General features: G+C 65.9%; 19 protein-coding genes. 5 read left to right on the forward strand and 14 right to left on the reverse strand.

Annotation, left to right across the window (positions count from 1 at the left end):
* Positions 1-51: 51 nt before the first annotated feature.
* The 3 genes from ABIA42_RS12325 to ABIA42_RS12335 are packed head-to-tail and all read right to left on the reverse strand — an operon-like array spanning position 52 to position 2,350.
* Positions 52-306 (reverse strand): PepSY domain-containing protein, encoded by a 255-nt coding sequence (locus ABIA42_RS12325; RefSeq protein ID WP_239623380.1) that lies wholly within the window; start codon positions 304-306, stop codon positions 52-54.
* Between the two features lie 27 nt (positions 307-333).
* The gene (locus tag ABIA42_RS12330; protein WP_271530538.1) at positions 334-1,392 is read right to left on the reverse strand and encodes a Na+-dependent transporter; all 1,059 of its coding nucleotides are present in this window, start codon (positions 1,390-1,392) and stop codon (positions 334-336) included.
* A 10-nt stretch (positions 1,393-1,402) separates the two neighbouring features.
* A complete protein-coding gene (locus ABIA42_RS12335; protein WP_370113385.1) occupies positions 1,403-2,350 on the reverse strand; it encodes an alpha/beta hydrolase in 948 nt (315 codons plus the stop codon).
* Positions 2,351-2,574: 224 nt separating this feature from the next.
* On the opposite strand from ABIA42_RS12335, the gene ABIA42_RS12340 reads away from it, so the two are divergent.
* On the forward strand, positions 2,575-3,597 hold the full coding sequence (locus ABIA42_RS12340) for a DUF2155 domain-containing protein (protein WP_271530540.1): 1,023 nt from the start codon (positions 2,575-2,577) through the stop codon (positions 3,595-3,597).
* Positions 3,598-3,616: 19 nt separating this feature from the next.
* Here the strand turns inward: ABIA42_RS12340 and aat are convergent, their stop codons facing one another.
* The 10 genes from aat to ABIA42_RS12390 form a co-directional block, all read right to left on the reverse strand.
* Complete coding sequence (aat, locus tag ABIA42_RS12345) at positions 3,617-4,297, reverse strand: leucyl/phenylalanyl-tRNA--protein transferase (RefSeq protein WP_271530541.1); 681 nt, start codon at positions 4,295-4,297, stop codon at positions 3,617-3,619.
* Positions 4,298-4,358: 61 nt separating this feature from the next.
* The gene (locus ABIA42_RS12350) at positions 4,359-5,462 is read right to left on the reverse strand and encodes a sensor histidine kinase (protein WP_370113382.1); all 1,104 of its coding nucleotides are present in this window, start codon (positions 5,460-5,462) and stop codon (positions 4,359-4,361) included.
* Positions 5,459-5,899 carry a response regulator gene (locus tag ABIA42_RS12355; protein WP_035703796.1) on the reverse strand — a complete coding sequence of 147 codons (441 nt, stop codon included), beginning with the start codon at positions 5,897-5,899 and terminating at the stop codon, positions 5,459-5,461. Before ABIA42_RS12355 ends, ABIA42_RS12350 begins: the two co-directional genes overlap by 4 nt.
* A complete protein-coding gene (locus ABIA42_RS12360) occupies positions 5,896-7,422 on the reverse strand; it encodes a CHASE3 domain-containing protein (RefSeq protein WP_370113379.1) in 1,527 nt (508 codons plus the stop codon). Before ABIA42_RS12360 ends, ABIA42_RS12355 begins: the two co-directional genes overlap by 4 nt.
* Positions 7,423-7,526: 104 nt before the next feature.
* Entirely contained in the window at positions 7,527-8,885 is a 1,359-nt protein-coding gene (gene accC / locus ABIA42_RS12365) for an acetyl-CoA carboxylase biotin carboxylase subunit (protein ID WP_271530544.1), read from the reverse strand.
* Between the two features lie 80 nt (positions 8,886-8,965).
* Complete coding sequence (accB, locus tag ABIA42_RS12370; RefSeq protein ID WP_271530545.1) at positions 8,966-9,454, reverse strand: acetyl-CoA carboxylase biotin carboxyl carrier protein; 489 nt, start codon at positions 9,452-9,454, stop codon at positions 8,966-8,968.
* Between the two features lie 35 nt (positions 9,455-9,489).
* Positions 9,490-9,957 (reverse strand): type II 3-dehydroquinate dehydratase, encoded by a 468-nt coding sequence (gene aroQ / locus ABIA42_RS12375; protein ID WP_028177213.1) that lies wholly within the window; start codon positions 9,955-9,957, stop codon positions 9,490-9,492.
* Between the two features lie 227 nt (positions 9,958-10,184).
* Positions 10,185-11,021: a DUF1236 domain-containing protein gene (locus tag ABIA42_RS12380; RefSeq protein ID WP_370113376.1), complete on the reverse strand. Its 837-nt coding sequence runs from the start codon at positions 11,019-11,021 to the stop codon at positions 10,185-10,187.
* A gap of 223 nt (positions 11,022-11,244) precedes the next feature.
* Positions 11,245-12,012 carry a DsbA family protein gene (locus ABIA42_RS12385; RefSeq protein ID WP_271530547.1) on the reverse strand — a complete coding sequence of 256 codons (768 nt, stop codon included), beginning with the start codon at positions 12,010-12,012 and terminating at the stop codon, positions 11,245-11,247.
* Positions 12,013-12,110: 98 nt separating this feature from the next.
* The gene (locus ABIA42_RS12390) at positions 12,111-13,511 is read right to left on the reverse strand and encodes a M48 family metalloprotease (protein WP_370113374.1); all 1,401 of its coding nucleotides are present in this window, start codon (positions 13,509-13,511) and stop codon (positions 12,111-12,113) included.
* Positions 13,512-13,703: 192 nt separating this feature from the next.
* On the opposite strand from ABIA42_RS12390, the gene ABIA42_RS12395 reads away from it, so the two are divergent.
* The 4 genes from ABIA42_RS12395 to ABIA42_RS12410 all read left to right on the forward strand — a co-directional run bounded on the left by ABIA42_RS12395 (position 13,704) and on the right by ABIA42_RS12410 (position 19,239).
* On the forward strand, positions 13,704-14,891 hold the full coding sequence (locus ABIA42_RS12395) for a pyridoxal phosphate-dependent aminotransferase (protein WP_370113372.1): 1,188 nt from the start codon (positions 13,704-13,706) through the stop codon (positions 14,889-14,891).
* A gap of 92 nt (positions 14,892-14,983) precedes the next feature.
* Positions 14,984-15,541: a biotin transporter BioY gene (locus ABIA42_RS12400; RefSeq protein WP_370123508.1), complete on the forward strand. Its 558-nt coding sequence runs from the start codon at positions 14,984-14,986 to the stop codon at positions 15,539-15,541.
* A gap of 84 nt (positions 15,542-15,625) precedes the next feature.
* The gene (locus ABIA42_RS12405; protein WP_370113370.1) at positions 15,626-16,960 is read left to right on the forward strand and encodes a dicarboxylate/amino acid:cation symporter; all 1,335 of its coding nucleotides are present in this window, start codon (positions 15,626-15,628) and stop codon (positions 16,958-16,960) included.
* Positions 16,961-17,181: 221 nt separating this feature from the next.
* Positions 17,182-19,239: a tetratricopeptide repeat protein gene (locus ABIA42_RS12410; protein ID WP_370143826.1), complete on the forward strand. Its 2,058-nt coding sequence runs from the start codon at positions 17,182-17,184 to the stop codon at positions 19,237-19,239.
* Here the strand turns inward: ABIA42_RS12410 and ABIA42_RS12415 are convergent.
* Positions 19,236-20,468 carry an NAD(P)/FAD-dependent oxidoreductase gene (locus ABIA42_RS12415; RefSeq protein ID WP_370113368.1) on the reverse strand — a complete coding sequence of 411 codons (1,233 nt, stop codon included), beginning with the start codon at positions 20,466-20,468 and terminating at the stop codon, positions 19,236-19,238. The genes ABIA42_RS12410 and ABIA42_RS12415 overlap by 4 nt on opposite strands.
* Between the last annotated feature and the right edge of the window lie 20 nt (positions 20,469-20,488).

A 20,488-nucleotide genomic window follows, 5' to 3' on the forward strand; every position in this document is an offset into this window, starting at 1 on the left:
CAAGCCGACCACCGCTGAATCTCCCGCCTGAGAAGCGGACTTCGGCGATGCTCATCGATCGGGCTTCTCGCGCACGATCGCGCCAGTCTTGGGGTCGGCATGGAATTCCATCTTCTGTCCGTTCTTGACGCCTTCGCCCTCCCACTGGCCATCGTCGGCCTCAAGCTTGGTGACCTCCGAATAGCCCGACTCCATGACTTTGGCTTTCACTTGCTCCATCGGCATCCAGTCGGGTCCGGGTTGATCGGCTCTCGCTGCCGAGCCCACGGCGAGCGAGCCGAGAACCAGAATTGTGGCAAACTTCATCGCGAACCTCCTTTTCGATGAGAGGCTTCAACGGGGGCCATGAATTGATGTTCCTCCACTGCGTCGGTGCGACGCAAACGAGTGAACATCAGCCTTGTTTTCCCCGCTGGACGCATCTGCCCGTGCCGTCAAGCGCCGCGCGATCGGCATCAGCATGTATGGCGCAAGATGAATCGGGAACTGCGTCATCGCGAAATAGAGCCAGGTGGTCGGCGGCAGCGCACCGGCCGTCGCCGCCAGCATCAGGCCGAGATTGCGCTGTGACACCATCAGCCCGAGCGCCAGCGCGCGCTCATAGCCGATGCGACGGAACAGCAGCGTGGTGATGGCGAGCAGTGTAAAATAGATCGCGAAGGACAGCAGCGCGAGGCCGATGGTGAACACCGGCTGGCTCACCAGCTCGCTCGCGACATCTCCCATGACTGCGGACGCGAACACAAACAGGATGATGATGTTGAAGCCATCGATCGGCCGCTTCCGGCGCTGGATCGCCTTCGCGCCGAAGATCCAGCGGATGACGGTCGCGGCCAGCAGCGATGCGGCGAGAATGCCAAGCAGCTTCAGGCCGAGTGCAAGCGGCGAGATGCTGAGCATTCCGTCGAGGAACAGGCCTGCGAACATCGACGCCGTGAAGGGAACGAGCGCGGTCGAGGTCACCAGCGTGACCAGCACCAAGGTGGCATCGAGCCCCATCAGCGCGGCGAGTGCGGGCGAGGCCATCATCGGCGAGGCCATGCCCTGGAGCATCAGCGCGAGAGCAAGGCCGGGCGAGTGGCTCGTCAGTCCCGTTGCATGGGCGACCAATCCGACGATCAGCGGCACGCCGATCGTGGTCCAGGCCGTGGCCGCCGCGACCAACGCCGGCCTGCGGAGATGGCTGTAGAGCGCCGCCAGATCGACCCGCATGAAGGAGATGCAGAGCAGAAGGAAAATCGCCTCGGTGACATAGGGGCGCAGCAGCGCGCCGAGCGGCGGCACCGCGACCGCGATGAAGACGACGGCGGCGACTGCGCGGGTGCCCTGGCTGCCGAGCCATGTCAGTCCGCGCAGGGGGAGAGCGAAGATGGGTTGAAGAACGGAAGGCATGCAGGAGGGGTCAGCCCAATCCCTTCAACCAGACGCCGATCTCGCTCACCGCGACGTTCGCCTGTCGCAACAGCCTTCCCATGGTGAAGAAGCCGTGGAACTGGCCGGGGAAGTGCTTGTAGGTCACGGGCACGCCGGCCTGCCTGAGGCGCTCGGCATATTCGTCGCCCTCGTCGCGCAGGGGATCGGCGCCGGCGGTCAGCACATAGGCCGGCGGCAGGCCGGCAAGGTTTTGCGCGCGCGCCGGCGAGGCGCGCCAGTCGTGGATGTCGGCGGCGCCATTGAGGTAGTGGTCGCGGAACCAGCGGATCACCGAATGCGTCAGCAGCACGCTGGTCTCGGGCTCGCCATGGGAGCCGTGCGTCATGGCGAAATCGGTCGCCGGATAGATCAACACCTGACCCGCGAGCGCGGGGCCGCCAGCGTCACGCGCAGCGAGCGCCACGACCGCGGCGAGATTGCCGCCGGCGCTGTCGCCGCCAATGGACAGGCGCGAGGCGTCGACGCCGAGATCGCGCGCATGCGCGGCGATCCATTTGGTCGCGGCGATCGCGTCGTCGGCCGCGGCAGGAAACTTGTGCTCCGGCGCGAGGCGGTAGTCGACCGAGATCACGATCAGCGCACCTTCGGCCGCGAGCTGGCGGCAGACGACGTCGTGGGAATCGAGATCGCCGATCACCCAGCCGCCGCCATGGAAGAACACCAGCGCCGGCGACAGGCCGTCGTGCTGGCGTGGTTCCTTGGGCACGTAGAGGCGGGCTGGGATCGTCCCGTGCGGTGCCGCTATCGCCAGCGGCGCGACGTGTGCGAGCTCCGGTGCGTCAGGGTTGGTGGCAAACCGCGCCTGCGAATAATAGGCGCGTGCTTCGTCCGCGGTCAGGGTCTCGTAGGCGGGGCGGCCGGCCTCCTGGAAGGCCTTGTAGACGGCGACGGCGTCGGGATCGAGCACAACGGGCATGAAAGGGGACCTTGGAGTTTCCTGTGATCGTTGGATGTCATTTCGGCGCAACGCCCGCCTTTGGCCCCGGGGAGGGGCCATGACTATCCCAAAACTATTCTATGACTATCCCATCCGGGAGCTGGCCTGGCCAGAGCGCGCCGGGAAGGGCAGGGATGCCGCCCTTCCCCCGCCGTATTCCCCGTGTTAACCGGAGGCCTGCGAGCGGCGGTATCCCCTGTAAAATGTCCAACGAGCCCGATTCGCTGTTGAAGCCGCGCGAGATGTTCAAAACCTTTTCCCTGACAGGCCTTGCGGCACTGCTGGCCGCCACCGTGCTGACCGTCGCGACGCCGGCCCAGGCGCAGATCGGCACGATCTTTTCGGATCCGCCGCCGCTGCGGCCGCCCGGCAGCATTCCGCGCGGCCAGCCGCAACCGCAGGTCCCCGAGGACGACGAAGAGGTACCGGAGCTGCCGCCGCAGGGCCGCGTGCTGCCGTCTCGCCCGATGCCGCCGCCGCAGGGCCGCCAAGGTAACGTGATGCCGGGGCCGGTCGAGAGCCAGCCGCTGGCGCCACCGCCGGGCTCGACCGTCGCGCCGCCAAGCCAGCTGCCGTCCACCGCGATCGCGCCGCCCAGTCCGCAAGGTGCGCCTGGTCAGCGCCAGCCCCAGCAGAAGGGTGCGCCGGGCACGGTCCCGCAGACCCCTGCGAGCCTCCAGCCGGGCGACGAGGTCGTCACCGAGCCGCCGGCCCAGAAGATCGTGAACAAGAAGGCGACCTTCTCCGGCCTCGACAAGATCACCGGGCGCATCATCAATTTCGACGAGGAGATCGGCGAGACCGTCCAATTCGGTGCGCTGAGGGTCAAGACCGACGCCTGCTATACGCGGCCGGCGACGGAGGCCACCAACACCGACGCCTTCGTCGAGGTCGACGAGATCACCTTGCAGGGCGAGGTGAAGCGCATCTTCTCGGGCTGGATGTATGCGGCAAGCCCGGGCCTGCACGGCGTCGAGCATCCGATCTACGACATCTGGCTGACCGACTGCAAAGAGCCGCAGCAGACCATTGCGACCGCGGCACCGGATCCCGCGACCAAGCCGGCAGCTGCGCCGCCCACGCAGAAGAAGGCTGCGCCCAAGCAGGCCGTGCAGCAGCGTCCGCCGCAGCCCTTGCCGCCACCGCCGCAGCAGCAACCGGCTCCGCCACCCCCGCCGCCGGAGCAGCGGCCAGGTCTGTTCGGTATCCCCGGGTTCGGCCGCTAAAATCGAGCCCGGCTGTCGATCATTGCCGCGAGGCGATGATCTCGAGCGCGCGTGCGCCGGGGATCGCTTCGCCTTCGGAGAGCCTCAGGAAATCGCCCGGCTCGCCTGCCAGCGCCTTGTCGAGCAGCGCCGTATAGCGTCGCCGCGAAATCTCGACCGCGCCGAAGCTCTTCAGATGCTCGGTGACATATTGGGTGTCGAGCAGCTCGAAGCCGCCATAGATGAGCCGCGCGACCAGATGCACCAGCGCGACCTTCGAGGCATCGCGCGCGGTGTGGAACATGCTCTCGCCGAAGAAGGCCCGTCCGAGACTCACGCCGTACAGCCCGCCGACGAGGTCGTCGCCCTGCCAGGCCTCGACGCTGTGGCAGTGGCCGAGCTCGAAGAGGCCGCCATAGAGGTCGCGGATGCGCTTGTTGATCCAGGTGTCCTCGCGTCCGGCCTGCGGCGCGGCGCAGCCGGCGATCGTCGCCTTGAACGCGGTGTTGACGGTCACGCGAAAGGCGTCGGACCGTACGGTACGCGCAAGCCGCGAGGCGACGCGAAATCCGTCGAGCGGGATGACGCCGCGCAATTCCGGCTCGACCCAGAACAGGGTCGGATCGTCGGCGCTTTCCGCCATCGGGAAGATGCCGCAGGCATAAGCGCGCAGCAGCACGGCCGGCGTGATTTCAGACGGGGCAGAGTCGCGCGAAGTCATGGTTTGCCATCATAGCAGGATCGCAATGCGGTTGCGATGGGTGGCGCAACCGGGCGCGAGGTCAGCTCGCGGCGGCGGTGCTGGTCTTGCCGGGGGCTGCGGGCATGCGGCCGAACTTCAGCACGACCCGGGTTCCGGAGTGCGCGGGATCGCGCTCGACCGAGGCGTCGAGCTTGGAGGCCATTGCGGCGACGATGCGCTGGCCCATGCCGGTGGAGCGTGGATCGGCCTTGGCGTTGTCGCCGACGCCGTCGTCGGTGATCGAGAGCAGGAGATCGTCGCCCATCGAGACCAGCTCGACATGGATCGGGCCGGCGCCGTCGGGATAGGCGTATTTCACCGCGTTCATCACCAGCTCGTTGACGATGATACCGACCGCGACCGCACGGTCCGGATCGATCTCGATCGGCTCGGCCTTCAGCGTCAGGCGCGACATCCGGTTGCCTTCGGCCGAGCGGCGGAGATCCTCGAGCAGCGAGTCCAGATACTGATTCAGGACCACGCTTTTGAGGTCCTGCGAGGTGTAGAGGCGGCGGTGCACCTGCGCGACCGCGGCGACGCGGCCCATCGCATTGGTCAGTGCCGCCTTGACCTCGTCCTGCGCGGCGGAGCTCGCCTGAAGGTGCAGCAACGAGGCGATGATCTGGAGCGAATTGCCGACGCGGTGGTTGACCTCGCGCAGCAGGAGCTCGCGTTCGGCGGCGAGCGCCGCGTAGCGGTCGCGCGAGGCGTGGATCTCGGCTTCGGCCTCCTCGCGCGCCCTCTGCAACGCGGCCTGGCGCAGCGCGCCTTCGGCGGCGACGTGGAGAAGCGGGATGAAGTCGCCCTGGACGTCCTTCACCAGATAATCGGCCGCACCCGCCTTCAGCGCGGTGACCGCGATGCTCGAATCCTGCGAGGCGGTGACGAATACGACCGGCGGCGCGTCCGGGATCGCCATGATCTGCTCGAGCGTCTCCAGCCCGTCGAGGCCCGGCATGTACTGGTCAAGAGCAACGACGTCGATGCCGCCTTCGGCGCTGGCGCGGCGGATGCGCTCGAGACCTTCCTCGCCGCTCGCGGCATGAACGACCCTGTAGCCGCGCCGCGTCAGGCCGCGGTCGACCAGGCGCGCCAGCGCGTCGTCGTCGTCGATGTAGAGCAGTGTCGGCGTGCGCTGGTTCATGTGGCGGCGGGCGGGACCTGGATGACCGAGAAGAACAGCCCGAGCTGCCGGATGGCATTGGCGAAATTCTCGTAGTTGACGGGCTTGGTGATGTAGACGTTGCAGCCGAGCTCGTAGCAGCGCTTGATTTCCTGGGAATCGTCGGTGGTGGTCAGCACCACCACGGGCGAGGCCTTCAGATATTTGTTCTCCTTGATCTGCTTCAGGATGTCGATCCCGGTCATGTCGGGGAGGTTGAGGTCGAGCAGGATTAGGAGCGCGTTGCCCTTCTGCACGAGCCCGGAGCCGTCGGCGCCGAACAGGTGCTTCATCGCGTCGGTGCCGTTGGCAAACGAGACGATCTCGTTGTTGACGCCCGAGCGGCGGATGTTGCGTTCGATCAGGCGGGCGTGGCCCTCGTCGTCCTCGATCATGATGATGGTGACAGGCTGGGTCATCGATCTGTGTTCCGGTTGCTCACATTCCAGGCGATCGGCAGCGTGATCGTGAAGGTGCTGCCTGCGTTCAGTTCCGATGATACCGACATGGTGCCGCCGAGGCGACGCACAAGTGCACGGACATGCGCAAGACCGATGCCCTGGCCGGGCTTGTCCTGGGTTCCCGCGCGGCGGAACAGGTCGAATATCCGCTGGTGATCCTTCGGATCGATCCCGCGGCCGTTGTCGCTGATCTCGAAGATAGCGTAGCCGAGCTTGGTGCGCCCGCGGATTCTGATCTCGCCGGGCACGCCGGGCTTGAGATATTTGATCGCATTGTCGATCAGGTTCGAGAAGATCTGCTCGAGTGCGAGACGGTCGCTCACGAGGTCCGGCAGGGGCTCGAGGTGGATCTCGGCCTGCGCCTCGGCCGCCTGGTGCGCCAGGGTCGAGGCGATGGCCTCGATCAGCTCGCGCGTGTCGATCTTCACCGGCTGGAATTCCCGCCGGCCCTCGCGCGTGAGGTTGAGGATGGCCGAGATCAGCCGGTCCATCTTGGCGATCGACGTCTTGATGAAGACGAGCGCTTCGGAAAAATCCTCCGAGAGCTGCTTGTCGGCGCCTTCGAGCGCGATCTCACCCGGCCCGGCGGGGGCCAGCGGTGCTCCCTCCGCAGGGACGTGAGCGAGGCTGCTGATACGGCGGAAGATATCGCCGCCGAGCTCCTCGAGCTCGCTTGTGAAGCCCATGATGTTGACGAGCGGCGAGCGCAGATCGTGGCTGACGATATAGGCAAAGCGCTGGATCTCGTCGTTGGCTTCGCGCAGGTCTGCTGTGCGTTCGTCGACGACGGCCTCCAGATTGACGTTGGCATCGCGCAGGCGAGATTCGGCCTCGTCGCGGGCGCGGGCCGAACGCCGCACCAGCCAGATCGAGAGCATCGCCAGCACGACCACGAGGCCGGAGCCGATGCCGGTCATCGACGCGGCGAGGGTCTGGCTGCGGTCGGCGTTGGCGGTGCGGAGGCGGAACAGGCGCTCCTCCTCCTGGATCATCGCGGTGGCTATCTTGGCGATTGCGGCTGTAGCGTCGGTGGACACGACTTCGCGGATGAGCGCGGCGGCCTTATCCGGCTGGCCTTGACGGATGAAGTCCATCTCCTGCACGAACTGGCCGAGTCGTGTCTCGATCGCGGCGCTCAGCTTTTCGACGTTCTCGCGTTGCCCTGGATTGTCGCCGCTCAGGCGCGTGAGCTTGTCGAGGGCGGGGATGATTGCCGCCACGGCCTTTTCGTGGTCGTCCCTGAAGTTCTCCCCCTGCGTCAGGAGAAATCCGCGAGCGCTGCTCTCGGCGCGCCGGACTTCGAGCAGCAGGGCGTTGATCTGGTTCTCCACCTCGATGGTGTGAACCACCCATTTGCTGTCTTCCCGCGCCTTGTTGACGAGGTAGACGGAGCCGGCACTGATCACGGTCAGCACCAAAAGGCCCGCCGCGAACAGCAGGATCTGCCAAAATGCGCGCCGTCGCTGGCCTTCAGCCGTCACGACGGTTCACCTGTCTGCGTTCAATGGAGTTCAAGACGCCCCCTTGGAACTAGCCCCAACCGTCCAGAACGCGATTGGGGCCAAAGGGTTCCACAAGGAGAAGATTATCTCGCTTCGGGTTCCGGCTTGCCGGCGAGGTACTGCTCCAGCCAGTGGATGTGGTAGTCGCCGTTGATGATGTCGTCTTCGCGCACCAGCGCCCGGAACAGCGGCAGCGTGGTCTCGATGCCTTCGACCACCATCTCATCCAGCGCCCGGCGCAGCCGCATCAGGCATTCGGCGCGGGTCTTGCCGTGCACGATCAGCTTGCCGACCAGCGAATCATAATAGGGCGGGATCGTGTAGCCCTGATAGACGGCGGAATCGATCCGGACGCCGAGGCCGCCGGGCGGATGATATTGCAGGATCCGACCGGGCGAGGGGCGGAAGGTCTGCGGATTCTCGGCGTTGATGCGGCACTCGATCGCGTGGCCGATGACCTGGATTTCGTCCTGCCTGGCGGGCAGGTCGCCGCCGGCGGCGATGCGGATCTGCTCCAGCACGAGGTCGATGTCGGTGATGCTCTCGGTGACGGGATGCTCGACCTGGATGCGGGTGTTCATCTCGATGAAGTAGAACTCGCCGTCCTCGTACAGGAACTCGATGGTGCCGACGCCGAGATATTTCATCTCGCGCATCGCTTTCGCGCAGGTCTCGCCGATCTTGGCCCGCGCCGCGGCGGACAGCACGGGCGAGGGGCCTTCCTCCCAGACCTTCTGGTGCCGGCGCTGCAGCGAGCAGTCGCGCTCACCGAGATGGATCGCGCCGCCGCGGCCGTCGCCGAGGATCTGGATCTCGATGTGGCGCGGCTTCTGGAGGTATTTTTCCAGATAGACGGAAGCATCGCCAAAGGCGGACCTGGCCTCGTTGGCCGCGGTCGACAGCGCCAGCTGGAGGTCGGCCTCGCCGTGCGCGACCTTCATGCCGCGGCCGCCACCGCCGGCCGCCGCCTTCACCAGCACCGGGAAGCCGATCTTCCTGGCGATCGCCATCGCGTCGTCATCGGGACCGACCGCGCCATCGGAGCCGGGCACCACGGGAATGCCGAGGCGCTTCGCCGTCTTCTTGGCTTCGATCTTGTCGCCCATCAGGCGGATGTGCTCGGCCTTCGGGCCGATGAAATGCAGATTGTGCTCGGCGAGGATTTCAGCAAAGCGCGCGTTCTCGGAGAGGAAGCCGTAACCGGGATGCACGGCATCGGCGCCCGTGATCTCGCAGGCCGCCAGCAGCGCGGGCACGTTGAGATAGCTGTCCTTGGACGACGGCGGCCCGATGCACACGCTCTCGTCCGACAGCCGCACATGCATGGCGTCGGCGTCGGCCGTGGAGTGCACGGCGACGGTCGCGATCCCGAGCTCCTTGCAGGCCCTGAGGATGCGAAGGGCGATCTCGCCGCGATTGGCTATGAGGATCTTGTCGAACATGGTGCCTCAGGGGCGAATGGGGAATAGCGAATGGCGAACAGGGAGGAGTGGCTGTGCGCCACGCGCTATTCGCCACTCCCTCACTCGATGATGACGAGCGGCTCGCCGTACTCGACCGGCTGGCCATCCTCGACCAGGATCTGCGTCACCGTGCCGGCGCGCGGCGAAGGAATCTGGTTCATCGTCTTCATGGCCTCGATGATCAGCAGCGTCTGGCCGACCGAGACCTTGGTGCCGACCTCGATGAACGGCTTTGCGCCCGGCTCCGGCGCCCAATAGGCGGTGCCGACCATCGGCGAGGTCACGGCGCCGGGATGCTTCGACAGATCGGAAGCGGCAGTGGCGGTCGCGCTTGCAGCCGCCGTCATGGCGGCAGGAGCGGCCGCCATCGGCATCGGCATGGTCGCGGCCACGCTGATGTTGCGGGCGACGCGCAGGCGCAGCCCCGCCCGCTCGATCTCGATCTCGGTCAGGCTGGTCTCATCGAGCAGCAAGGCAAGCTCGCGGATGAGCGCCGAATCCTCGCTGGAAAACTTTGCGGCTGCTTTGTCGTCTGGCTGGCGCGCCATGTTGTTTGATCCGAATGTTCTGTTGGAAGGGAGCGTCAGGCGTTGGGCTTGATGCCGAGCTTGGCGGCAAGGCCCTGAATGGCGAGGCGGTAGCCCTCGATGCCGAAACCGCAGAGCGAGGCGAAGGCCGCGCGTGCGGTGTAGGAATGGTGACGAAAGCTCTCGCGGGCATGGATGTTGGTCACGTGCACCTCGACCGTCGGGATCTGCACCGCGAGCAGTGCGTCGTGCAGCGCGATGGAGGTGTGGGAATAGCCGCCGGCATTGATGACGATGCCCTTCATCTTGCGCCGGTGTGCCTCATGGATGAAGTCGATCAGCTCGCCTTCGCGGTTGGACTGCCGGCAGTCGGCCTTCAGGCCGAAGGTCGCCGCTGTCTCCCGGCACAGCGCCTCGACGTCGGCCAGCGTCGCATGACCATACTTTTCGGGCTCGCGCGTCCCCAGCATGTTGAGGTTCGGCCCGTTCAGGACGAGGATCGTGTCGGTTGCAGGTTCGGCCATTCCAATCCCGGAAGAGGTGCTTCGGCGTGGCGGGGTTATAGGTAACAAAGCGCGTGAGGGGAAGCCTCGAAGGGCCTCAGGGACGGGTTCAGGTACCTCACCCAGTGCGCAAAAATCTGTGCGGAAACTACGGAAATTGCTTGTTAACCAGTCCGAAGCATGGCTGCGGGCCGAATGCAAAGGGGGCGGGCATTGCTGCCCGCCCCCGAAGTTGCCGCTGTCCTGCCTTAGACGTTCAGGACCGCGACGATCTCGTAGGTGTCCGGATCGATGATCACGATCTCATCGCGGACCAGGACGTACCTGTAGGTCCGCCACTCCGGATAAATGGTCACGACCCGCGACGGCAGGGCGTGCAGCGTAATGCCCTCCCGCGGGATGCGGGTGCCGACCGAGATCGAGAAGTTCACGTTCGTCACCGGAGCGACGCGCTGCTCGCGGATCACCGACGTGATCTGCGTCCGCTGCTCGGTCGAAAGCTTTGCAGCGGCACCGGCCTGGCCGACCGTGGTCGAGCTCTGGCCCTGCGCGTTCTGGGTCGTGCTGGTGCCGGTGCCCGGCCGGTTCTCGGCGTTGTTGGTCGAGGTGCCGCTCTTGCTGCCCTCAGCCTTCATGTCCTTCTGGTCCTTGCTGCCGGACTTGCTGGTGTCCTGGCTCATGCTCTTGGACTTGTCCTGCTGGGACTTGTCCATTTGACCCTGCGCGCGATCATCGGTGCGCTGGCCCTTGGTGGCGCCGGCCTTGTCGTCGGCCGCATTCTTGTTCATCGCGCCGCCCGGGCGCTCTTCCTTCATCGCACCGGACTTGTCTTCGGAGGCGCGATCGGACTTCATCGTGCTGGAGCCGCCGGCCTGGCCGACAGTACCCTTGTCATGGCTCATGGAATCGCGACCCATCGAGCCACCGCGCTCTGCGGCGCTGCCGGAAGGCTGCGATTGCTGCATCTGCTGCGAGCCACCGGCGCTGCCACCGCTGTCACGGCTCATGGTGCCCTGTGCGTTTGCCAGACCGGTCCCCGCGACGAGTGCGACTGCGGCAACCGAGATCATAAAGCGGTTCAACATCGAAATTCTCCTCACGTGTTTCTTGCGTCATTGCCCGCGCCGACAACGAAAGGAGATTTGAGTTGTTCCGGAACTTCGTCTGTTCCGCGTCATTTGTTTGTTGAACGCCAGATGAACGACTTCGCACGAAGACGCCAACGTTTGGCGCGCGAAAGAAAAGGCCGGCTCTTCAGCCGGCCCTTTGCATGCACGAGTTGTGCAAGGCGCGATCAGCAAGTCGCCTTCAGCAAGTCGCCTTGCCGCAGCGGGCAATGCCGATCTTTTCCCTGAGGCCTTCGACGCCGACGGCGCCGATCACGATCTGCTTGCCGATGACGTAGCTCGGCGTGCCGTTCATGCCCATCGCTTCGGCAAGCTTGAAGTTCTCCTCGATGGTGGCGCGCACCTCGGGACTGGCGATGTCCTTCTCGATTCGAGCCGTGTCGAGGCCGGCTTCCTTCGCCGCCTGAATCGCACGCGCCTTGTCGGCGGCGCCCCGGCCGCCGAGCAGTCTCTGGTGGAAGTCGAGATATTTCTTGCCTGAGGGATCCTGCATCCGCACCGCGACTGCGACCTGGGCCGCTTCGACCGAACCCTGGCTCAGCACCGGAAACTCCTTCAGCACGACCTTCAGCTTCGGATCGCTCTTCATGAGGGTGAGCATGTCGTCCATGGCGCGCTTGCAGTAGCCGCAATTGTAGTCGAAGAACTCGACGAAGGTGACGTCGCCGTCCTTGTTGCCGAGCACGACCTGGCGCGGCGAGTTGAAGATCGCTTCGGCATTCTGCGCAATGCTGGCTTCGTGCTTCTGCGTTTCGGCCGCGGCCTGGCGCTTGCTGAGCTCGGCCATGGCCTCCTCGAGCACCTCGGGATGGCTGACGAGGTACTTCTTGATGATGGCCTCGATGTCGGTGCGCTGGGCATCGGAGAAGCTGTCGGCCGACGCGGGCACGGCTGCGCCGAACATGGCGAGCGCGAACAATGCGGGAGCAAGCAGGCGCAACGAAGGCATAGGTAAATCCTCTTATCCAAAGCAGGTTTCGATGAACGTCCGGGCGGACTTAAGCTCGGTGTCGTGACGTCGTGGTATCGGGCGTCGTTCGAGTTGCGTCAGTTGCGCGGCGGCTTCGCCGCCACGATGTCGTCGGCCTTGACCCATCCGGGCGTGCCGATGGCGAAACGGGTTTTCGCGCGCGTTGCAAGCTCGCGGGCGGTCTTGTTGTCGCCGCGCAAGTAAGCGGCCTGGGCCGAGGCGAGATCTGCCTCGGCGTAGTCTCCCTTCCGGCCATAGGCCATTGCGAGCTGGGTATAACCGAGCGCCGCCTCGGGCTCTCGAGCCACCGCAGCGCGGAGAATCCGAACGGCGTCGTCGGTGTAGGCCTTATTATCTGCTCCAACCAGAGCCTGCCCAAGTAACATCTCGATGAGGGGGGCGTTGTTCGAGAGCTGCGCTGCCTTGCGCAGGGGAGCGATCGCTTCGGCCGGCTTGCCGCTCTCCAAAAGCGCCTGGCCGCGCACTTCGTAGAAGTATGCGTTGTTCGGCTGAACCTGGATCAGCGCATCGATCTGAGTGAGCGCGCTGCGCAAATCCCCATGCAGATAGGTGCTGATGGCGCGGGCATAGCGCGCCGGCAGGCTGTCGTTGGTCTGGGGATAGCGGCGGTACACCGTCTCCGGCCGCTCCATGAAGGCTGATATCTTGGCGCGGACCATGTCGTGCCGGAGCTGAAGCGCGGGATCGTCCTTCTTGTTCCAGTATGGGCTGGTGCCTGCGAATTCCTGGAGTGCGGCGACGCGCTCGGCCGGCATCGGATGCGACTGGAGATAGGGATCGGCGCCGCGCGACGCGAACAGGCTCTCGCTGGTGAAGCGCTTGAAGGTCTCGTACATGCCCTTCGGCGATTGCTGGGTCGCCGTCAGGAATTTCACGCCAGCGCGGTCGGCGTTCTCCTCCTGCTGGCGCTGGTAGGATAGCAGCGTACGGCGGATCATCTCCTGCGGAGCGGCGATCGCGGCTGCGCCGGCATTGGCCAGCCCGTTGTTGCCGGCGCTCGAGCTGCGGGTGCTGCCGGCGGCGATCGCGCCGGCGCCGAGCAGCATCGCGATGATCATCTGGGTCTGGGCCGTGGCGAGCTGCTCGCGCAGCTTGGACAGGTGACCGCCGGCCAGATGTCCGGTCTCGTGCGCGAGCACGCCGATGATCTGGTTCGGCGTCTCCGACTGGAGGATCGCGCCCCAATTGACGAAGATGCGGCGGCCGTCCGCGACGAACGCGTTGAACGAGCCGTCGTTGATGATCACCATCTGGATGTTCTGCTTCTCCAGACCCGCGACGCGCAGGATCGGACGGGTGTATTCGCGCAGCAGCTGCTCGGTCTCGGTGTCGCGCAGGACCGGCGGCCCCTTGGCCTGTGCCCGCGCGGCCGAGAACGGCGTCAGCGCGATGGCCGCGGCCGTGACGAGGGCGGTGAGAGCGGAGGCCTTCTGGCGCAATGCGATCCTGAGCAACATCGAGCGGTCTGGGTCAAACGGTCTTGGTCAGCAGTTTCGTGATTGGTTTGGCGATTGGCGGCGGACCGGATCCGCGATATGCCCCTTGTGAGCCGTGCCCTTTATGAGCCGTACAATACGGCCAGTCTGGGGCGCAAGCGCCCTGTTTTCCGGACCGGACGGATCCGGTCCGCCAGCGAATAGCAGAAATCGATGCACGATGCGACCTTGAGGAACCGGTTGGGGCAGTGGCTCGAGCCCTCCCGCCGCAGCGATGTTCCCCCGTTCATGGTGATGGACGTCATGGCGGCGGCGGCCCGAATCGAGGCCGCCGGTGGTCGTGTCATCCATATGGAGGTCGGCCAGCCCGCGGCCGGCGCGCCCAGGACCGCGATCGCAGCCGCCCATGCGGCGCTGCAGGCCGGACGGATCGACTATACCTCCGCGCTCGGCATCCCCAGCCTGCGCGAGCGCATCGCGCGCCATTATCGCGACACGTATGGCTGCGACGTCAGCCCCGAGCGGATCGTGGTGACCACAGGCTCCTCCGGCGGCTTCATCCTGGCTTTCCTGTCGATGTTCGAGCCCGGCGATCGCGTCGCCGTGACCGTGCCGGGCTATCCACCGTACCGTCACATCCTCACCGCGCTCGGCTGCGAGCCGGCGCTGATCGAGACCACGAACGAGACGCGCCACGCGCTCACCGGTGAGGCGCTCATCGCCGCCCACGGCAAGGCGCCGCTGAAGGGCGTGCTGGTCGGCAGTCCCGCCAATCCGACGGGCACGATGATGTCCCGCGAAGCGCTCGCCGGTCTCATCGCGGCCGCGGAAGACGCTGGCATCCGCTTCATCTCGGATGAGATCTATCACGGGCTCGATTACGCGTTTCCGGCCGTGACGGCGGCGGCACTGTCCGAGCACGCACTCGTGATCAACTCGTTCTCGAAGTATTTTTGCATGACGGGCTGGCGCGTCGGCTGGATGGTCGTGCCAGAGATCCTGGTGCGGCCGATCGAGCGGCTCCAGCAGAACCTCTCGATCTCGGTGCCGTCGCTGTCGCAGATCGCGGCAGAGGCTGCCTTCGACGGCGCGGCCGAGATGGAGGAGATCAAGCACGGCTATCAGGAAAACCGGCGTATCCTGATCGATGGATTGCCCAAGGCCGGACTGACGAGATTCCTGCCGGCCGATGGCGCCTTCTATCTTTACGCCGACGTCTCGGATTTCACCTCGGACAGTTTCGAGTTCGCCAAGCAGATGCTGGAGCAGGCGCGCGTGGCGGCAACGCCCGGCCTCGATTTCGATCCCATCCATGGCCGTTCATTCATACGGTTTTCCTATGCCCGCTCGCCCGATGAGATGCGAGAGGCAGTTGACCGGATTGCTGAGTGGCTTAAATAACTGCGCCAGTTTTCTTCAGCTTTTCGGAGTTCAACTTGTCAGACCGATCCGTCCCGTCCGCCGCTGCGCCACATTCCTCTCTCGCCGCTTTGATGTGGCCGACCCGGCCGGGCGAAACCGTCGGCGCGCTGCGTGCCGTCGTGCTGATTGTTCTCGGCACAGCGCTGATGGCGCTGTCGGCCAAGGTGAACCTGCCGCTGCCCTATGTGCCGATGACCCTGCAGACGCTGGTGGTGCTGATGATCGGCGCCGCCTATGGCTGGCGCCTTGGCAGCGCAACCATGATTGCCTACCTCGCCGAGGGTGCGATGGGGCTGCCGGTGTTCGCCGGTCCCGTGGGTGGGATTGCGCCGCTGGTTGGCCCGACCGCGGGCTATCTGTTCGGTTTCGTGCTGGCTGCCTTCGTGACCGGCTGGCTCGCCGAGCGCGGCTGGGATCGCAGCGTGTTGCTGCTGTTTGCGGCGATGGCCGTTGGCCATATCGCCATTCTGGCCGCCGGCTTCGGCTGGCTGGCTTTTGGCCTGGGTCTCGGCGCCGCCAAGGCCTGGCAGGTCGGCATCGTGCCGTTCATTGCGGCCTCGCTGGTCAAGAATGCGCTCGGCGCGGCCCTGATGCCGGCGGCACGCCGGATCGTCGAGCGCCGCGGGTAAGGCGCGCTACAACCAGCAGTTCCAATTGACAGGGCCGGCCAAGTTGATCTTGGCTGGCCAAATGTTTTGAGGGGGAGTGAAACCATGACGACGACAACGATGGCGGGAGCGCCGGTCGCGCCGCCCGTCGCCAAGCCGTGGTACAAGGTCCTCTACGTCCAGGTGCTGATCGCCATCGTGCTCGGTGCCATCGTCGGCTGGCTGTGGCCGCAGGTCGCCACCAACGAATGGATCAAGGCGCTCGGCGACGGCTTCATCAAGCTGATCAAGATGGTGATCGCCCCGATCATCTTCTGCACCGTCGTTTCCGGCATCGCCCACATCCAGGACGCCAAGAAGGTCGGCCGCATCGGCGTCAAGGCGCTGGTCTATTTCGAGGTCGTCTCGACCTTCGCGCTGGTGATCGGTCTCATCGTCGGCAATCTCGTCAGGCCGGGCTCCGGCTTCGGCAATGCGGCGGCGAACGAGGCGGCCGTTGCAGGCTACGCCAAGCAGGCCGCCGGCCAGAGGTCCGTCGACTTCGTGCTGCACATCATTCCCGACACCGTGGTCGGCGCCTTCGCACAAGGCGAAATTCTGCAGGTGCTGCTGTTCGCGGTGCTGTTCGGTTTTGCTTTGATGAGCCTCGGCGAGCGCGGCCATACGATTCGCAGCTTCATCGACGATGCTGCGCACGCGGTGTTCGGCGTCATCTCGATCGTCATGCGCGCGGCGCCGATCGGTGCGTTCGGTGCGATGGCCTATACGATCGGCAAGTTCGGTACCGGCGCCATCCTTAACCTGCTCGGTCTCATCGCCACGTTCTATGTCACAGCGGCGCTGTTCGTGTTCGTCGTGCTCGGCCTCATCGCGCGCATGGCCGGCTTCTCGATCTTCAAGTTCCTGGCCTACATCAAGGACGAGCTGCTGATCGTGCTCGGCACCTCGTCCTCGGAAAGCGCGCTGCCGTCCCTCATGGAGAAGCTGGAGCGGCTCGGCTGCTCCAAGTCGGTGGTCGGCCTCGTGGTGCCCACGGGTTACTCGTTCAACCTCGACGGCACCAACATCTACATGACGTTGGCGACCCTGTTCATCGCGCAGGCGCTCGGCGTCGATCTTTCCTTCGGCCAGCAACTCACGATCCTGGTCGTGGCGATGCTGACCTCGAAGGGCGCCTCCGGCATCACCGGCGCGGGCTTCATCACGCTGGCGGCGACGCTCGCCGTGGTCGATCCACGCCTCGTGCCGGGCATGGCGATCGTGCTCGGCATCGACAAGTTCATGAGCGAGTGCCGTGCGCTGACCAATCTGTGCGGCAACGGCGTCGCCTGCGTGATCGTGGCCTGGTGGGAAGGCGAGCTCGACCGCGACAAGCTCAACGCCAACCTCGCCAAGCAGATCGATCCGACCGACATGGAGACGGCGATCACGACGGACTGATCCGGCGATCGCCTGCGGCGGCGCATGCGCCGTCAGGTCCTGAAGTAACCGGGCTGGTCGATATCCTCGATCAGCCCTTTTTCTTTGGGCGCTTGCCCCGGCGATTTCGATATTGCGCCGTGCGCGCGGACTGACGGAATTTTCGACCTCGCGCGTTCAACCTGCATCTCGGATCTCGAAAGGGTGGGGGTATCGTGGGCAATGCGGCTGTGAATCCGATCATGGTGCAGGCGGCGGAGCATTTTGCGGCGGGCCGGCCGGAGCAGGCGGATGCCTTGTGCGAGGAGGTCCTGAGGGCCGAGCCGGATCACCTCCCGGCGCTGCATCTGGCCGCCGTCGCCGCCTTCGTCACGGATCGTGCCGCCGACGGCGCCGCGCTGCTCGGCCGCCTCTTCGACATCGATCCCGACCACGCGCCAGCGCTGGTCACGCTGGGCGATGCGCTGGCGGTGAAGGGCGAGCATGAGGGGGCCGTGGCCGCGTTCGAGCGGGCGCTCCGCCGGCGCCCGGACGACGCCGGCCTTCACAACAAGCTTGGCGTGGCGCTCGGCGAGCTCGCGCGTTTCGGCGAGGCCGAGGTCGCCTATCGCCGTGCGATGATGCTCGATACGCATCTGACGCGGGCGTGTTTCAACCTCGCCGTCGCGCTGGCCGAGCAGGGACGGCTGGCCGAAGCGGAAGAGGCCTATCGCGTGCTGATTGCGCGCGAGCCCGCTTATCGCGGCGCCTGGCTCAATCTCGGCAACGTCCTTGCGGACCAGAACAGGCTGGACGAGGCCGCGGCCGCCTATCGTCGCGCCCTCGACGCCGATCCGGACAATCCGGGGCTGCTCTGCAATCTTGGCGCGGCGCTCTATCGGCAGGGATTGCTCGGGGACGCCATCGAGCAGTACCGCCGCGCCGTCGCGCTTGGGCCGGACAACATCGCGGCGCTGCGCCTGCTCGGCCTCGTCCTGCACGAGGATGGTCAGCTGCGCGAGGCTGCCGAGGTCTACAGACGGACATTTGCGCTCGATCCGGCGGACCATGTGATCGCAACCAATCTCGGCGCCTGCTACTCCGAGCTCGGCGCGCTCGATGAGGCGATTGCATGCTGTGAAAGCGCTCTGCTGCTCAAGCCCGATCACGCGCCGACCTACACCAATTTCGGCATCATCTTCGAAAAGCAGGAGCGCGTCGCCGACGCGGTTGCCGCCCATAGCTGCGCGGTTGCCGCCGATCCGGGCTATGCCAAGGGCCACGCCAATCTGGCGGTGGCGCTGCGCAATGCCGGAGAGATCGACGAGGCGCTCGCGGTCTCGCGTCATGCGGTTGCGCTCGATCCCGAGCAGCCGCTCGCCCAGTACAATCACGCACACTTGCTGCTGATGAACGGTGACTTCGCCAATGGCTTCGAAGCGTATCGGTGGCGGCACAAATCCAAGGCGCTCTCGGACGGTGACCCCACATTCAGCGAGCCGGAATGGCAGGGGGAGCCGCTCGATGGCCGCACATTGCTGCTGTTTGCCGAATACGGGCTCGGCGACGCGCTGCATTTCGTGCGCTATCTGCCGATGGTGACGGCGAGGGGCGGAAATATCGTCCTCCAGGTGCAGCCCGCACTCGCCTCCCTGCTGCGAACGCTGCCCGATGTGACCGTGATCCCGCGCGGCGAACCGCTGCCGCCGTTCGACCTGCAACTGCCGCTGATGAGCCTGCCGCGCGTGTTCGGCACCACGCTCGACACCATTCCGGCCGACGTTCCGTATCTGCATGCCGATCCCGCAAGACTTTTGCGCTGGCGGGCTGCGCTCGCCGGCGTGACGGCCCTGAAGGTCGGCGTGGCCTGGGCCGGGAATATCAGGCACAAGGGCGACCGGCAGCGCTCGCTGTCGGCCGAGGCCGTGCTGCCGCGCCTGGTGATGCCGGGCGTGCAGCTCTACAGTCTGCAAAAGGAGCCGCGCCCCGACGATGGTCCGGTCCTCGCGGCTCTCAACCGCGATATCGTCGATCTTGCCCCCGCCCTCGGCGATTTCGCCGATACGGCGGCGGCCGTCGCGTCGCTTGATCTCGTCATCGCCGTCGACACGTCGGTCGCGCATCTTGCCGGCGCGCTCGGCCGTCCGGTGTGGATGCTCACGCCTTACGCGCTCGACTGGCGCTGGCTGCGCGATCGCGAGGACACTCCCTGGTATCCGACCATGCGGCTGTTCCGCCAGCGCAGGCCGCGCGAATGGGACGACCCGCTGATGCGCCTGTCGGCCGCGCTCGCAGTCCTCGCCGCGAAAGCAGGGAGTTAGAACCGCTCGGGCCGGTATGGCGTGGGATCGACCGCCGGCGTCTCGCCGCTCATGATCTCGGCGAGCAGGCGTCCGGTCGCGGGTCCCAGCGTAAAGCCCTGATGACCATGGCCGAAGTTCATCCAGAGGCCGGGGTGGCGCGGGGCGCGGCCGAGCACCGGGAGCATGTCGGGCGTGCAGGGCCGAGTGCCGAACCACGGGTCCGGCTCGACCCGCTTGCCGAGGTCGATCAGCTCGCGTGCCGAGGCTTCGGCGCTGGCGAGTTGCACCGGTGTTGCCAGCGCATCCGGCCCCGTCAGCTCCGCTCCCGTCGTGATGCGAATGCCCTTGGCCATCGGACCCATGGCATAGCCGCCGGTCTTGTCGATCAGCGGCAGGTCGAGCGAAGCGCCGCCGCTGTAGTGCATGTGGTAGCCGCGCTTGCGCACCAGCGGGATGCGATAGCCGAATTTGTGGAGGAGGTCGGGCGACCACGGCCCGAGCGTCACGACGGCGTCGGGAGCATCGAGGCGTCCGCTGTCGGTGTCGACCGACCAGCCGGTCGCGGTCTGCTGCAGCGACTGCGCATCACCGAGCACGATCGTGCCGCCGAGGCGCTCGAACAACTCGGCATAGGCGGTGACCAGTGCGCCGGGATCCGACACGGTCCAGGTGTCGAGCCAATGGATCGCGCCGGGGAGATCGTCGCGCAGGATCGGCTCGGCCTTGGCAAGCTCGCTGCCCGACAGCACGCGAAAGTTCACGCCGAATTCGCGCTGATCCTCTTCCGCGGCCTTGATCGAGAGATCCAATGAAGCGGGATCGCGAAACAACGCTCGATAGCCGGCACGGCGGATGAGATTATCGGCATGGGCCTCGCGGATCAGGATGTCGTGCTCGGCCGTCGCGTAGGCGATCAGCCGTGCCCATGCCTCGATCGCCTCGCGATGACGCTTCGGCGCCGAATGCCACCAGTAGCGGAGCAGGGGCTCGATGTGGAGATGGAGGGAGGAGAGGCTGTAGCGCACGTCGTTGGTGCGGCCGGTCGCGATCTTCAAGAGCGAAGCGAAGTCGCGCGGCATGGGATAGGGGCGTACCGCTTCCGCCTGGATCATCCCGGCATTGCCGTAGCTGGTCTCGCGACCCGGCTCCCTGCGGTCGACGAGCGTGATGGACCAGCCGCGCTGCTGCAGGTGCAGCGCCGCACTCACACCGATCATGCCACCGCCGAGAACTATTGCACGTCGCATCGAAACTGACCTCGTCAACC

Origin of the sequence: Bradyrhizobium sp. USDA 327, from assembly GCF_041262065.1 — a bacterium.
Lineage (GTDB): Bacteria > Pseudomonadota > Alphaproteobacteria > Rhizobiales > Xanthobacteraceae > Bradyrhizobium > Bradyrhizobium liaoningense.

What these genes read in the sequence shown, in the direction of transcription:
- ABIA42_RS12325 (WP_239623380.1), bottom strand. Translation starts at nt 306, where the DNA reads ATGAAGTTTGCCACAATTCTGGTTCTCGGCTCGCTCGCCGTGGGCTCG.
- ABIA42_RS12330 (WP_271530538.1), bottom strand. Translation starts at nt 1,392, where the DNA reads ATGCCTTCCGTTCTTCAACCCATCTTCGCTCTCCCCCTGCGCGGACTG.
- ABIA42_RS12335 (WP_370113385.1), bottom strand. Translation starts at nt 2,350, where the DNA reads ATGCCCGTTGTGCTCGATCCCGACGCCGTCGCCGTCTACAAGGCCTTC.
- ABIA42_RS12340 (WP_271530540.1), top strand. Translation starts at nt 2,575, where the DNA reads ATGTCCAACGAGCCCGATTCGCTGTTGAAGCCGCGCGAGATGTTCAAA.
- aat (WP_271530541.1), bottom strand. Translation starts at nt 4,297, where the DNA reads ATGACTTCGCGCGACTCTGCCCCGTCTGAAATCACGCCGGCCGTGCTG.
- ABIA42_RS12350 (WP_370113382.1), bottom strand. Translation starts at nt 5,462, where the DNA reads ATGAACCAGCGCACGCCGACACTGCTCTACATCGACGACGACGACGCG.
- ABIA42_RS12355 (WP_035703796.1), bottom strand. Translation starts at nt 5,899, where the DNA reads ATGACCCAGCCTGTCACCATCATCATGATCGAGGACGACGAGGGCCAC.
- accC (WP_271530544.1), bottom strand. Translation starts at nt 8,885, where the DNA reads ATGTTCGACAAGATCCTCATAGCCAATCGCGGCGAGATCGCCCTTCGC.
- accB (WP_271530545.1), bottom strand. Translation starts at nt 9,454, where the DNA reads ATGGCGCGCCAGCCAGACGACAAAGCAGCCGCAAAGTTTTCCAGCGAG.
- aroQ (WP_028177213.1), bottom strand. Translation starts at nt 9,957, where the DNA reads ATGGCCGAACCTGCAACCGACACGATCCTCGTCCTGAACGGGCCGAAC.
- ABIA42_RS12380 (WP_370113376.1), bottom strand. Translation starts at nt 11,021, where the DNA reads ATGTTGAACCGCTTTATGATCTCGGTTGCCGCAGTCGCACTCGTCGCG.
- ABIA42_RS12385 (WP_271530547.1), bottom strand. Translation starts at nt 12,012, where the DNA reads ATGCCTTCGTTGCGCCTGCTTGCTCCCGCATTGTTCGCGCTCGCCATG.
- ABIA42_RS12390 (WP_370113374.1), bottom strand. Translation starts at nt 13,511, where the DNA reads ATGTTGCTCAGGATCGCATTGCGCCAGAAGGCCTCCGCTCTCACCGCC.
- ABIA42_RS12395 (WP_370113372.1), top strand. Translation starts at nt 13,704, where the DNA reads ATGCACGATGCGACCTTGAGGAACCGGTTGGGGCAGTGGCTCGAGCCC.
- ABIA42_RS12400 (WP_370123508.1), top strand. Translation starts at nt 14,984, where the DNA reads ATGTGGCCGACCCGGCCGGGCGAAACCGTCGGCGCGCTGCGTGCCGTC.
- ABIA42_RS12405 (WP_370113370.1), top strand. Translation starts at nt 15,626, where the DNA reads ATGACGACGACAACGATGGCGGGAGCGCCGGTCGCGCCGCCCGTCGCC.
- ABIA42_RS12410 (WP_370143826.1), top strand. Translation starts at nt 17,182, where the DNA reads ATGGTGCAGGCGGCGGAGCATTTTGCGGCGGGCCGGCCGGAGCAGGCG.
- ABIA42_RS12415 (WP_370113368.1), bottom strand. Translation starts at nt 20,468, where the DNA reads ATGCGACGTGCAATAGTTCTCGGCGGTGGCATGATCGGTGTGAGTGCG.